Origin of the sequence: Varibaculum prostatecancerukia (genome assembly GCF_943169825.2) — a bacterium.
GTDB lineage: Bacteria > Actinomycetota > Actinomycetes > Actinomycetales > Actinomycetaceae > Varibaculum > Varibaculum prostatecancerukia.
In genome coordinates this window covers 691,103-704,519 of the sequence record NZ_OW968402.1, presented here as the reverse complement: position 1 = coordinate 704,519, position 13,417 = coordinate 691,103, and the positions used below count along the sequence as shown (strand labels likewise).

Here is a 13,417-nt window from a genome sequence, read left to right as displayed (position 1 = left end):
ACTGCCCTAAATAGCGCCAGTTATTGCCCCGGTGCGCCCGCCACCAAACAAAAAGTGCCGCTGCCCGGCTAGAATATGGACAAGGACTAGCGAAAGGTGAGGGCGCGTGACGGACAGGCAATACGAGGATTTACTGGCCAAAATTTTAGAAACTGGCAGCGAGAAGCAAGATCGTACCGGAACCGGTACCCGCTCACTGTTCGGAGCCCAGCTGCGCTACAACCTGGCAGAATCTTTCCCCTTAATTACCACTAAGCGAGTATTTATGCGGGGAGTTGCCGAGGAACTGTTCTGGTTCTTATCCGGCACCTCTAACGTAGGGCCGCTACAGGAAAAGAAAGTACATATTTGGGATGATTGGGCGGATGCCGAGGGCGAGCTGGGACCGGTCTACGGGGTCCAGTGGCGTTCTTGGCCCAGCCCAAAGGGCAATATCGACCAGATCGAAAACCTGCTTGACACCATTAAGAATGATCCCTCCTCGCGCCGGATGCTGGTATCGGCCTGGAACGTATCGGAACTAGATAAAATGGCGCTTGCCCCCTGTCACCTGCTATTTCAAGCCTATGTGGCAGACGGTCGTCTCTCATTACAGGTTTATCAACGCTCCTGCGATATGTTCCTGGGGGTTCCTTTCAACATCGCTTCCTATTCTTTGCTCACCCATATGCTGGCTCAGCAAAGCGGGCTGGAAGTCGGGGATTTGATTTGGACCGGCGGGGATTGCCATATTTACAACAACCATGTGGAGCAGGTGCGCGAGCAGCTATCCCGCGAGCCCTACCCCTTCCCTACTTTGCATCTTAACCACGCTGATAATCTTTACGCCTATAAGTGGGAAGATATCGAGATCGAAAACTATCGCCACCACCCGACTATTAAAGCGCCGATAGCAGTTTAGGAGGAAGGCGATGAAGATTGGCATGATCTGGGCGCAGGCAGCGCACCGAGTTATCGGCGATGGCCAGGGCATGCTGTGGCATGTTCCCGCTGATTTTAAGCATTTCAAAGCCACTACTATGGGTAGCCCGATTATTATGGGGCGCCGCTCCTTTGAAGCCTTAGGGAAACAGCCTTTACCCGGCCGGTTAAATATCGTTTTAACTTCTCAGGAGGGCTACCCGGCCGAGGGCGTACAGGTAGCTTCCTCGTTTTCAGGGGCTCTGCAGCTAGCCGAGGATTCCGGGGCAGCAAAATGTTGGATTACTGGCGGGGCGCGCCTGTATCAAGAAGGAATGAAGGTAGCTGATGAACTGGTGGTTACCTATCTGGATTTAGATGTGGGTGACCAGCCCGACTACGCCCACGCTCCCCAGATTCGTCCGCAGCTTTGGCAGGTGGATACGGCACGCTCCGATAGTGAGTTTCGCCCTATCTCCGGGGATTGTCGCTGGCAGCTTGTTTACTATAAGAAAAAAGATTCTACCGGCAATTAACGCCGCTGGATACACTGGTGTATCGTAACCGTTTAGTAAAAGATATAAGTCTAGAAATTTCGGAGGCACGATGGAGAAGAAATACCGTTGGAACACTCTTTCCAACGTGATAGTAATTCTCGGTATCCTGGTGATTCCGTTAATGTATTCCGGCCTGTTTACCTGGGCGTATGAAGATCCGATGCAACGGGTTAACGTCCTAAAAGCAGCGGTGGTGAACCTAGATCAGCCAGCTACCGCCACCAGTGCAAATGGCGAAAAAACCCTTAATCTGGGGGAAAGTCTGGAAAAAGAACTCTATAAGGATGATGCCCCCGGCTTCGACTGGACTAAAGCTTCCCTCCCCCAGGCTAAATCAGGTCTAGAAGACGGAACCTATAAAGCCCTATTGCTGATTCCCAATAATCTATCCAGCTCTTACGCGAAACTCGCCGACCCCCAGTCACAGGTTCCAGGCAAGAAAGCTCAGCTAGAACTGCGCACCGATGACGCGGTGAACTATCTGCAGGGAACGATGGCAACTTCCGCTGCTTTAGCACTGCAGGCCGCTTTATCTCATGAGGGCGCTGCCGGATATATTGATCAACTTTTACTGTCGACCGGTCCGCTAAAAGAGGGATTTCTAGATGCGGCCTCGGGAGCTGACCAACTGGCCGCAGGGGGAGAACAGTTAGGTACTGGGGCCGACACGCTAGTGGTGGGATTGGGAGATCTCGCTGATGGCAGTGTTAAAATCCGCAATGGCGCCCTGAAGCTGCGGGATGGAATCACCGCCTATACCGGTGGGGTTTCCAGCCTCAATTCCGGTCTGGGGCAGCTAAATAGCAATATGCCGAAACTAGCTGCTGGTGCCAAGCAAGTAGATGGCGGTGTCGACCAGATTCACCAGCAGGTAGCTGCCATGCAACCCGAAGTTAGTAAACTAGCTAAAAGCGGAAATGACTTGGTGGATCTTTTAGCCCCACTTTCGCAAGCCGACATCGATACCGCCAAAATCAACCAATTGTTGAACGAACTTAAACAAGCAGCGGACAAATGCGCCCAGGTGCCCCCGGCGGCACTTCCGTCATTCCCCCACTGCCAGTTGCTTACTGAACTAGCGAACAAACAGGGCATCACCCTGCAGCAGCTGTCCGAAAATATCACCAAGGGTCAAGGCCTGCTGACGATCGCGGACAAACTTTCCCAGGCTGATCCACAAGAAATGAAGGCGAAGCTGAACGCAGCAGATCAAGGAGTTAAGGAACTTAGTCGGCAAACCGCCCTTACCCCACAGGCTCAAGCCGGAAAGCAAAAACCGACTCTAAAAGATGGCACTTATGCCTTGGCGAACGGATTAGACCAGGCACAACGGGGGGTTCAGAAACTTTCTGCCGGAGCCTCTACCCTAGATAAGAATTCCGGACAGTTACGCACGGGGGCTAATGCTCTCAGCGGCGGCCTCGATTCTCTTTCCCGGGGTGCGGGTAAAGCCTCCGAGGGCGGAAAACAACTTTCTGGCGGAATCGGTAAGCTGACCGAAGGGGCCTCTAGCTTGGAAGAAGGGCTGCGCGATGGCGCCCAGCAGGTTCCCACCGTTGACCGGGGACAGGCAGAAAAAGTCTCTAAAGCCGCGAGCGGGGTGGCAGACGTAAAATCGGTACGAGAAAACCCAGTGCATGATAACGGTGCCGGATTCGCGCCCTTCTTTATGGCTCTGTGTTTATGGATCGGCGGGATCGCCATCTTCCTGATTTTCCCCGCCCTAGATTTGCGGCGCCGCCCGGAAGAAAGTTTCTGGCGCTGTGGTTTCCGTTCCATGTCTATCGGGGCGCTCTTTGGCGCACTGCAAGCAATCACAGTAGTGACCGGCCTGCAGCTATTCCTGAAGCTAGATGCCCAAAACTTCGGAGCCTTAATCTTGATAGCAGTATTAGCTTCTATCGGATACGTGGCGGTAAACCAGGCTTGCGTGGCTGCTCTCGGATACCGCGGGCGCGCCCTTTCAGTAATCTTGCTGTGCTTGCAAATCACTTCCACTGGGGCTACTTTCCCGGTAGAAACTGCCCCTAAGTTCTTCCAGTTCCTCAGCCCGCTCTTCCCCATGACCCATGTGGCGCGCACTATTCGCGCGGCCATTGCCGGCGGGGAACTGCACTTAGGCAAAGCGCTAATAGTTTTGGCAATCTGGACAGTGATTTCCTGGATAGTCAGCTTCATCGCAGCGGCACGCCGTAAAGGTCAGCGCCCCATGCCCTACGATCCGGCACTGACTTTCAAGAAAGTCCCGCTGGTGTCTTCCCCCTTAGGTGGGGATTCCAACAACAGCGTAGAAGATTTCGACCAGCGCACCCGCCAAGCCAAAGAAAACCTGCGTAACTGATTGCAAGTTAGTGCGGGGCTGGCGAGGGCTAGGCACGGGAGGCTGGGTTTTTCCTCCCGTTCAAGTAGGGGCGGGGAAAAACCTAGCCTCCTCGCTCACTCCACTTTGGCTACATGACTTTCGTTTTTTCAACCTCTTTAGCCATATCGTGGATCCGCCCGGCTATCGTACGCCGTAAAACCAGTCCGAGCACCAGGTTCGGAATCAGGAATAGCAGGATTATCACCAGGTTATAGGCAAAATCCCCTGCGTAAATCCCGGCGATAGCCGAACGCATCAAGTTAATCGCATAGGTGGCGGGCAGCCAGGGACTGATGTTTTGGAACCATTGCGGTAGCAGTTCCAACGGATAGGCTCCGCCAGCAGCAGAAATCTGTAACACCAGCAACAGCACTGCTAAGGCTTTACCCGCATTAGCAAGTGCCACGACGAGTGTATAAACAATAACGGTAAACACAGTGGAAATAACCCAGCCTGCCAAAATCAGCAGGAAGGGATGGGCTGGTTCAATCTCCACAAACACAATTAGCCCGACCATCAGCAATGTGGATTGCGCCATCCCAATTACCCAGAACATAAGGTAACGGCCCAGGTACTCTTGAGCCCCGGTAAATATAGGCTTTTTTTCTGCGGATGGAGTCGATACTGTTTCGCTAGGTTCCGTTTCCGCCCCTTCCAACCGGGAAGATTCCTCCGCATTCGCATCCGCACCAGTAGCTGCGTCAGGATCTTTCCGGGCTCCCCTGCTGGCCAGGTAGCGTTTAGCCACATTCTCAGAAACGTCAGTGCGCAGGAAAACCCCCGCCAGCAGCGCCCCAACCCACAGGGCTATAACGGTGAATAGCGGAGTCATCCCCACCCCAAAGGTGGCTACGGGGAACACCGCATTGCGTTTTACCGCTATGGGGGAAGAAATTAGGCGGGCAAAATCTTTGGGGTCAGCTCCCAGCGTGGTGGCGATTTTTTTCAAGTCCCCTTTCGCCTGGGCAGACGAAATCTGTTCCCGAGCCTGATTCAAGCGGCGGGCTCCGTCACGCATCCGTTTTGCGGTATTGTCCAGGGTTTTTTGGGAGCGACGCATACTCGCAATCATCCCGCCCGCACTGTCCGAAAGATCGGCTTGCACCTGCTGCAGATAGGAACGGAAAACCTTCACATTTTCTCCGGCAGAATCCAGATTTTTACGCAGACCTTCAATCTTTGGCTGTAAGTTTTTCTCAAAATTGGACCGAGCGGTGTCAATAGCTTTTTGCGCATCTGCTATGGCTTGGCGGGCTTTCTTTCTCAGGTCAGAATCTACAGTTACTCCCCTGCGCAGGTCAGCCGCAATACTTCCCAGTCGCTCCGCCAGGATTTGTTGACGAGCAATCGCCGCATCCATCTCGGCCAAGAATCGGTCGACAGCCGGATCCTTCCCTACTAAATCCGCCCCTTCCGACCCCAGAGCACGCTCGAGCGCGTCCCGCGTCTGTTGGAAGCCAGCGTTTTGCTTATCCAACAAGGTCTTAAGCTGTTCGACTGTGTCCGCACTGCTTTGGCTGGCGCTATTGACCGAATTCAGCAATTTGTCTAACTGCTTTTGCAGGTCGGAAATATTGTTTTCAGCCAGTCGCACAGCATCATCGAGCCGAGAAGAGACGGATGTGAAGGGATTGGTTGTTCCGGCGGCGCCTTTTCCTCTGGAATCAAATGTGGAGTCAACAGCCCCCTCGAAGGAGTCCTGTACCCCCGCAGCCAACTGTTTTGCTCCGGTGGCTAGCGGCACCGCCGAACCTATCAAAGTTGACAGAGCACTAACGGTATTCGCCCCGGAATTCAGTTCCGCAGATAGGGTTTCGAGGTGGTTACTCAGCCGATCCAGAGCTGCCTGAGTGTCAGCAGTGTCTATATAAGAGGACACGTCCTCAGCAATACCTACGGCCACTTCTGCCAAGGTTCGCGAAAAAGTCGTGTTGATTTGCGCGGTGACCCCCTGAGCGCCTTGCGTAGTGAGATTAGCTGAAAGCGGGTTCTTTTTTTCATTGGTGTGCAGCGTGATATTTGCCGGGGCAGCTCCGCCGGCATAGAAGGTAAACATGGACCGTGAAAAATCCGGTGGTAACACAATTGTCGCGTAATATTCCCCCGAACGCGCACCCTCCAAAGCCTTATCTTTGCTGGTTATTACCCAATCAAACTGGTCATTTACTGCCAGTTCCTTTAGCACCGTATTCCCCACATTGACTTTGACGTTCAGTATTTTACTGGTGTAACCCTCATCGGTGTTAGCCACGGCAATCTTCAGCCGTCCCGAATTTGAGAAGGGATCCCAGGTCGCCAGCACGTTGAACCAGGTGAAGAACAAGGGCACGGCAATCAACAGAACCATGGAAATCCGAACCATGATACTGCCGCGAATCTGACGGAAATCGTCTCGGATGATGAAAAGTACTTCGTTCATCGGGGCTCCTCGCTAGTTGCGGAGGCATCGGTTTCGCCAGCCGGCTTCTCAGTACTTTCATCCACAGCGTCTGCCCGCACAGACGCGCTAATGAGGTGACGTTTACTGCGGCTGCGGTAATCTCCGCTGCTTTGGCTCTCCGATCGATTTTCGGTTTTAGCAACATTCGTTTCTCGCTGGCGAGCTAGGCTCTCGAAAAGTTCATCTTCCGTCAGATATGATAAGCTCTCGGCTCGTTCGATGGAACTCTTTAGTACCACTACGCCAACCAGAGTCCCCATGATGGCCACTCCCCAAATCGCTAGTATCCCCAGGAGCAGTGGCTTACTGGCGGAGGTGAGCCAGGAAATCATCCCGAGTACAACCAGTCCCAAAATCCCCACGCTGCTCACTCCATTAATCAAAGCGTGATAGCGGGCATTGAATTCTTCTTGACGTTGCCGGATACGGGTGGAAAATTCTTTCCGGTTCGCCAGCAGCGCAATGATGTTGCTCAAGCGGTAACCGCGACTTTGCAGCTGAACGTCTTCATTCACGACCAGTTCAGTGCGAGCCAAATCATCATAGAACAGCTGGGTGAAGTAACCGAAACGACGTCTCCCCACAAACCCCAGAAGGAACACAGCGACGCTCATAAGCAATAAAACCGTCATAACATGCCAGAAACGCCCGTGATAGAACCCACCGATAGTTTCTCGGATCGCGTCGATGCCGTAAGAAAACGGGAGCACCGGGGAAAGCTGGCGGAAAAATCTGGGCATGAGTTCAATCGGATAGATACCCGAGGCACCGGGAATCTGCAACACCACCAGCAATATTGCCAGGGCGCGCCCCACGTGACTGAATGCGGCTGCCAAGGCATAGATAATTGCCAAATAACACGGTCCGATCAGCATGGAAGTAGCGATGAAAGCGGGAACATTTGCCGCCTGCACTCCCAGCAGCAAACTGCCCACGCTGACTATCAACCCCTGCCCTATAGAAAGCACCCCGGAGAGCATGAATCGCCCCAGATAAGCCGAGCGCAAACTCAACCAGTCAAAGCCTTCTTTATCGACTTCTACTCGGAAAATAATGACCAGGATAAGCGCACCAATCCACAGGGAGAGATTGATGAACATGGCAGCCATTCCCGAACCATAAGAGTTGATGGGAAAAAGCGTCTGTTGGTCGAACTTTACTGGTGAGGTCAGGTAACGTCCGATATTGGTCGGATCCAACCCAATGATTGTTTTCAAGCTCCCCGTCCGGAGCGCGGTAGCGAGAGTTGCCACATCGGTTTGAGCTCCGCTGGTTATATTGGACAGCGCGTTGAGATTGCTCTGCACCTGATCAAGCACATTTTGTGTGTCTACAATCTGATCATCGATTCCGTGGGTCAGCGCCGAAATTTCCTTAAGGGAAATCCGCGCGGTACTCACCGCAGATTTGATGGCTCCCAGCTGCGCCGAAAGCTGCGTTACCTGGGCATTTAACTGAGATGCGGTTCGAGTAGACTGTTCGCGCAGATTAGTGGCAGCCTGTTGCGCGTTGGTCAGAGCCTGATCAAAGGATTTCATCAGTGCCTGCAAATCCTGGCTAGCCTTTGCCGCATCTGACCCAGTTTTCCCGATCTTGTTGAGCAGGTCCTGCATCTCGTTCAGCTGGGTTTTCAACTCCGCAGCGAGCTTTTGTGTTTGCGGGAATCCTTCCAAAACCGCAATCTGATCCCGCATTTTTTCTATCGAAGTATTCGCCCGTTTAATGCCGGATTCCAGCTGTGAGTCTATTTCGGTGAGTTTATTTGTCGCATTTGACACCGCCGAATCTGCCGCCGCCGAGGATTCATTGAGTGCTTTTTGGGCGTTAATACTGGCTTGCCCCGCCATTGCAGCAAATTCGGAAGCATCAGAGACGACCGTCCTTAAAATGTCTTGCGCATCGCTCAAAGCCGCGGAAACATCAGCCAATGCCGGGTCAGCTGCAGCCAGCGTAGCCCGGACTTTTTTCATAGTCTGTAAGGAACCCGTCAAAGATGCACTGGCGGAATCCAAGGTGCCTTGCGCATCGGTCAGATCCCGGTTAATACCGCTCAAAGCATCTAAAGCGCTGCCCTGAGCACCAACAACATTAGCGTCAATCTCTAAGGCACCGTCGCGTAAAGCCTGCGCAATGGCTTCTCCAACCTGACCCCGGAAAGTTGACGTGATTTGAATATCGAGTTCATTTGCTCCCACATCAGTAATTTTTGGCGCAATAGCGCCTTTCTTTTCATTCACGTTGTATTCGATGGTCGGCTGATCGAGTTTGCCACTGAAAATATCAACTAAGTCTTTACTAAAGGTCTTGGGGATGACAAAAGTCGCATAAACTTCCCCGGTTCTGATTTTGTGATTGGCTGTGGCTTGATCTGTAAACTGCCAGCCGAGCTGCTTATTATCTGATAATTTGTCGACTACCAAGTCGCCAACATTGAGCTCACCAGTCAGTGCGGATTCCGTCCCCACATCGTTATTCACTACTGCTATGGGCAGGTTTTCTGTCGCGTTATAGGGGTTCCAAAAGGCCAAAATATTTAGCCAAGTGTATAGGGCTGGAGTGACCAAGATACCGATGATGATAATCAGCGATCGCGGAACCGAAAAAATCCGCTTTACATCACGAGTCAGCACCCGCCAGCTATCTTTCACCCTGTAATCATAACCTTGTGTTGAAGTTCTGACAATGCATGTTGTTACCCATTTGAAATACTGCGCGGAAGAATCCGGGTATGCCTAAGTTTTGCGCGTTCACCGCCTGATTCAGGTCAGAGGCACACGCGTTGTCACCATCTTTTTTAGTCGGAAACACGCTTTTTAGCCTCCTGTTATCAATCTCCATTCACGCTGAAGCGAGAAAAATGGGGTTCCCTGGAGTACTTTTATCGAGCCAGCCCCGCACGCAAGCACGTCGCAATTATTGTCCGGTAGGGCGGAGGGTTTGTAGCATACGCTCTGCCCACTGGGCATTCGGCTCCACTTGGGAACGTATTTTTGAGACCGCCAGTTCATGTTCAGCAAGTTGAGCTGCCAGCGTTGCATCTAGGTGTGGAACTTTCATCTGGGCGGTACCGGGTACTAAATCTAGGCGCACACCCGCCAGTCCTAGGCTTCGCTGGAGGGGACCGGCGCTGGTAGTAACCGATTGGGCGCGTTCGTGGGGTGCGAAGGTAACTTTGCGCCGCAGCCACCCGTCACGGTAGATAAGCACGGTCGCGGTGGCAGCAAAGGCGCGACGAAAGCGCGCAAGGGGATCTAGAATCTTGGCTTTTTCGCTGCAAGGAGTGAATATAACTTTCGATTCCGAACCTGAGTTCTTGCCGTTAAAAGCCGCCTGCAGTAGCCTGTCGGCTGCTGCGCCCTCACTGGCCCCTAAATCTCGGATCGCCATCTGCAAAATAACTTTTGCCTGTTCCAAGGTTCCCACTGGCAAAAGTAGATTGTCGGCAGCTTGTTTCTTTTGGTTACCGCTGGTTTCCACCCCATGCCCGGCGAGGGTAACTTCTGCTTGCCACCAGCCGAAAGGTCTCCACAGTAGCGGTTGGATAAACCGGATGGCATGAATACGTCCGGGCGGCAAGGTCTGGGATTTTAGAGCGAGCAGACCCGAAGTAATCCGAATCCCATCGTGAGTGATATTGGCGCTGAAATTGAAACCGGAGTTAAAACGTGACCAGGCATAAGACAGTATCATCAGGGGAATAATTCCAATGGAAATAATGGTGGGGATAAGGCTTCCCGCGACTAACCCCTGCACAGTTAGATCCGCCATGATGAACACTACGATAGCGCCAATCGCCACAATCAGCGCCATTATCAGCAACCAGACCGTTTGCGAAGTCAACAGCACGGAGGCGATCAAACGACCTGGTGAAACCCGATAAACTTCATACTCATCGCGGTCTAGATGGTAATCGTCCTCCGCAAACAGCTCGGTTCCAGCTATGCCCTTTGAACGCTCCCCCAGTATCTGCGGTTCGGCGCTCTGCCGTCCGGCGATACGGGCTACTACTTCCCGGCGCGCACCATCTAAATACTTATTGGCTAGGAACTGGATTTGCACCCGAGATCCACTGCCCCCTGCCGACTCGATTCGCAGCTCCCCCACGCCACAAAGCCGGGCCAAGAAGGGACGGTACACGTCCACGGACTGTACCCGATCTAGGGGAATCTTGCGGTGTTTCTTAAAGAAAATACCCCGCCGATATTGCACGTCCTCAGCGGTTATTTTCCAGGAGGTCGCTCGCCAGGCAAAATAAAGGTAGAGGCCGAGCAGGAAGAAAATCGCCAGCGGCACCACTATCACCAGCAATAATAGTGCGGGATGCCCTGGCAAGTTTTCCCGGAGGTTGCGAACCAACATAATCAGGTTATTTAGCGATTGGGTTAGTGCCACCACCACGATAATTACCAGCGCCTGCCAGACTTGCAGTAGTGGGGTCAACCAATGCACTCGCCGCCAGGTGGAGTTTTTCTTCCTAGTATCGATAGCGCCAACACCGGTAGTTTCTGCTAGCGATTGGCCTCCCCCCAGAATAGGAGCGGAAAAATCTGCGGATACTGGCGGTGATTTTGGGACTTCAAAGTTCAGGTTCTGATCGCCCATTTAAATTCCCTCGAGGTTACTTTCAGCTAAATCTGCGATTTGTTCGCGCAGCTGGGCGGCTTGCTCGCGGGGAATGCCCGGCAACTCTGCGTCCGTCGATGCGGAAGCAGTATGCAGTTTTACCTGCGCAATTCCAAAATGACGGGCAATCGGGCCTTCTTCAACGTCTACATATTGCAGCCTGCCCAGAGGCACCACGGTTAGGGATTTAAACATTATTCCCTTGCGAATCTGCAGGTCAGTTCCGGTAACTGCCCACCCCATAGCGCGCACTTGCCGCGGAATCAGCCACAGCAGCCACAGCGCAATTGCCACCACCACCGCGATTAACAGCAGACCAATCCACTTTTGCGGAAGTAAGAAAAATAAAATAATCGCCACTGCAGCTGAGCACAGCAAGAAAAATGCCACTGCTGCCAGGCGCACCTTTATAAGCTCCAAAGAAACTGGCCGGAACTTCACCCCTACCGGCGCAAATGGATCTAACTGAGAAGAAGACATTGATAGTCCTTTTTTTGCTTTTATATTATCAGCGCCTTCCCCCGGTCTTGACTTGCTTTTTCCAGGCAGCAAAAAAGGGTACAAAAAACCCCGGGCAGTTGAGGGGTGCCCGGGGTTTTTATCAGGTAGTAAGAGGATCTACCCGATCATGAAGGAACGTGTAAGGCTGATAGCACCGGCCGCGCCGATACCACCCAAGATAACGATTCCGGCAAGGGAGCCGGCGCCGCCCATGCGGTCAATCGCGGAGAGATTGTTGGCCGCATAAGCCGAAGCATCTACATCGTTAGCGGCTAGGTTTCCGCTAACCTCGGTCGTGCGAGCCTGAATCTGAACGGAGGTCTGCACACCGTCGTTGGACAGCCCTTCGGCAGCCTGTGCGGTGAGCACGCCAGCAGGAATCAAAGCCGCGGCAGCGATCCCGCAAGCAGCCATCTTCTTGATCGAAGTTCCCTTGTTCATTTCAGTCTCCCTCATGACCTGAATTCTTTCTTGTTGGTATTAATGTTACCACTCGGTCAAATGAAAGCAAGCTAATAAGCCTAATTTATGCGTGATCTACGTCACATTTTGTAAAAGCTTATTGGGTGGAAAGTAGGTAAGTTTTCATAAAAATGTGTTTACCAGCGCAGATGTGCACTTTAAAGATTTTAGGTGAAGTATTACCCCAATACTTAACAGGTGGTAAGTATTGGGTATTTTAAGGGTTTTAGGCCCCGAAACACCCGTTTTATGTCTGTCATTTAATAACTTTTTCATCACTTCAAATCTTTTAGTGCCCTAACCCACATAAACCGCGCCAGCTTTGTCGCGTAGCCGCTAATAGCTAGTCATAAACCACCGCCGGCAGTGAGCAACCTAGTATCTCTTAAGAAAACAGCACGGAAGCCAGACTATTTCTACTACTTGAACCCGGAAACGCGCCCTACTTGATAACCTAAAACCGTGAATGACACGGACGATTTTCTTCCCCTAGCCGCGATGGCGGCTGCTGCGATGCCCGATAACGACTTTGTATCGCTTTGCTCGCCGCGTTTTGAAACCGAAGACTTGCGCGTATGCGCAGTGAAAGACGCAGCTGGACGCAAATGGCTAGTCAACTGCCCCCGCACCCAGCACCGAGACGAAGAACTGCAAATCCAAAGCCGGATAATGCAGGCGCTCACCCATGACGGAGCGTGTTTACCTTTTGCCCTCCCCTGGCCGGCGCACTCGGTGCGGATTGTAGGAGGAAAGCACGCCCTAGTTCATGTGGCCTTCCCGGGCAGACCGTTGAGCCAAGAAGATTTAACCGTCTCCGACAAACTCGCGGAATCTTTAGGGAGTGCCTTGGCTTCTTTGCATGATCTGCCCGTGCGGATTCTACAAGCCGCTGATCGCCCCGCATTTAGCGCGGATCAGATTCGCCGCCGTTGGCTAAGCCTTTTGGATGAGAGTGCACCTACCCGCGCCATTCCGCCGCGCCTGTGGCAGCGCTGGGAGGAACGCCTCGAGGATGTTTCTTTGTGGCGTTTTTCGCCGGCTTTTATCCACGCAGATTTACAAGAGCCATACCTATATACAGAGGACGAGGCGATTACCGGTATCACCGGGTTTGGCGATGCCCAATTCGGTGACCCTGCCCGCGACCTGGCCTGGGTAGTTTCCTCCTCTTCCGATGAGTTCGCTAAGGGGGTACTGGATACCTACCGCAAGCTGCGGCTAAGTGAAGACCCCAAATTAAACGCGCGAATCGAACTCAACTCTGAACTGGTGCTGCTGGAGTGGCTGCTACATGGGGTACGAGAAAACAACGAAGAAATCATTGCCGATGCCCGCGAGTTGATTGCGCAATTGGCTGACACTTTGGATAGCACTGGGCTGCTGCCCGCCCTCCGCGAGGATTTTGCCTCCAAGAATGCGGATAAGCTGGCTGAATCAAGCACGGATAACTCCCCTGAACCTGGTGAAAGCACCGCGGAACTAGCCCCCGAAGATGGTCCAACAACCGACGGCGATACTCCCTCGACCGATTGTGAGGACGCGCAAGTAGACCCCAGTAATTAAGGGTTGCGT

Annotated in this window: 9 protein-coding genes; 4 read left to right on the top strand and 5 right to left on the bottom strand. The window is 52.8% G+C overall.

Going from position 1 to position 13,417, the window contains the following annotated elements; all coding sequences use genetic code 11:
• Positions 1 to 106 precede the first annotated feature (106 nt).
• The 3 genes from KO216_RS03000 to KO216_RS02990 all read left to right on the top strand — a co-directional run bounded on the left by KO216_RS03000 (position 107) and on the right by KO216_RS02990 (position 3,798).
• Complete coding sequence (locus KO216_RS03000; protein WP_215522850.1) at positions 107 to 901, top strand: thymidylate synthase; 795 nt, start codon at positions 107 to 109, stop codon at positions 899 to 901.
• Positions 902 to 911: 10 nt separating this feature from the next.
• The gene (locus KO216_RS02995; protein WP_251451765.1) at positions 912 to 1,436 is read left to right on the top strand and encodes a dihydrofolate reductase; all 525 of its coding nucleotides are present in this window, start codon (positions 912 to 914) and stop codon (positions 1,434 to 1,436) included.
• A 70-nt stretch (positions 1,437 to 1,506) separates the two neighbouring features.
• A complete protein-coding gene (locus tag KO216_RS02990) occupies positions 1,507 to 3,798 on the top strand; it encodes a YhgE/Pip family protein (RefSeq protein WP_215522849.1) in 2,292 nt (763 codons plus the stop codon).
• Between the two features lie 109 nt (positions 3,799 to 3,907).
• On the opposite strand, the gene KO216_RS02985 is transcribed toward KO216_RS02990, so the two are convergent.
• The 5 genes from KO216_RS02985 to KO216_RS02965 all read right to left on the bottom strand — a co-directional run bounded on the left by KO216_RS02985 (position 3,908) and on the right by KO216_RS02965 (position 11,824).
• The gene (locus KO216_RS02985) at positions 3,908 to 6,238 is read right to left on the bottom strand and encodes a YhgE/Pip domain-containing protein (RefSeq protein WP_215522848.1); all 2,331 of its coding nucleotides are present in this window, start codon (positions 6,236 to 6,238) and stop codon (positions 3,908 to 3,910) included.
• Positions 6,235 to 8,907 (bottom strand): YhgE/Pip domain-containing protein, encoded by a 2,673-nt coding sequence (locus KO216_RS02980; protein WP_215522847.1) that lies wholly within the window; start codon positions 8,905 to 8,907, stop codon positions 6,235 to 6,237. The genes KO216_RS02985 and KO216_RS02980 overlap by 4 nt, the downstream gene beginning before the upstream one ends.
• Positions 8,908 to 9,172: 265 nt before the next feature.
• Positions 9,173 to 10,861, bottom strand: a complete 1,689-nt coding sequence (locus KO216_RS02975) for a PH domain-containing protein (RefSeq protein ID WP_215522846.1) — start codon at positions 10,859 to 10,861, stop codon at positions 9,173 to 9,175.
• Entirely contained in the window at positions 10,862 to 11,362 is a 501-nt protein-coding gene (locus tag KO216_RS02970; protein ID WP_215522844.1) for a PH domain-containing protein, read from the bottom strand.
• A 138-nt stretch (positions 11,363 to 11,500) separates the two neighbouring features.
• Positions 11,501 to 11,824: a hypothetical protein gene (locus KO216_RS02965; protein WP_215522843.1), complete on the bottom strand. Its 324-nt coding sequence runs from the start codon at positions 11,822 to 11,824 to the stop codon at positions 11,501 to 11,503.
• Between the two features lie 483 nt (positions 11,825 to 12,307).
• Here KO216_RS02965 and KO216_RS02960 point away from each other — a divergent pair, with 483 nt between their 5' ends.
• The gene (locus KO216_RS02960) at positions 12,308 to 13,408 is read left to right on the top strand and encodes a phosphotransferase (RefSeq protein WP_215522841.1); all 1,101 of its coding nucleotides are present in this window, start codon (positions 12,308 to 12,310) and stop codon (positions 13,406 to 13,408) included.
• Positions 13,409 to 13,417: the final 9 nt, after the last annotated feature.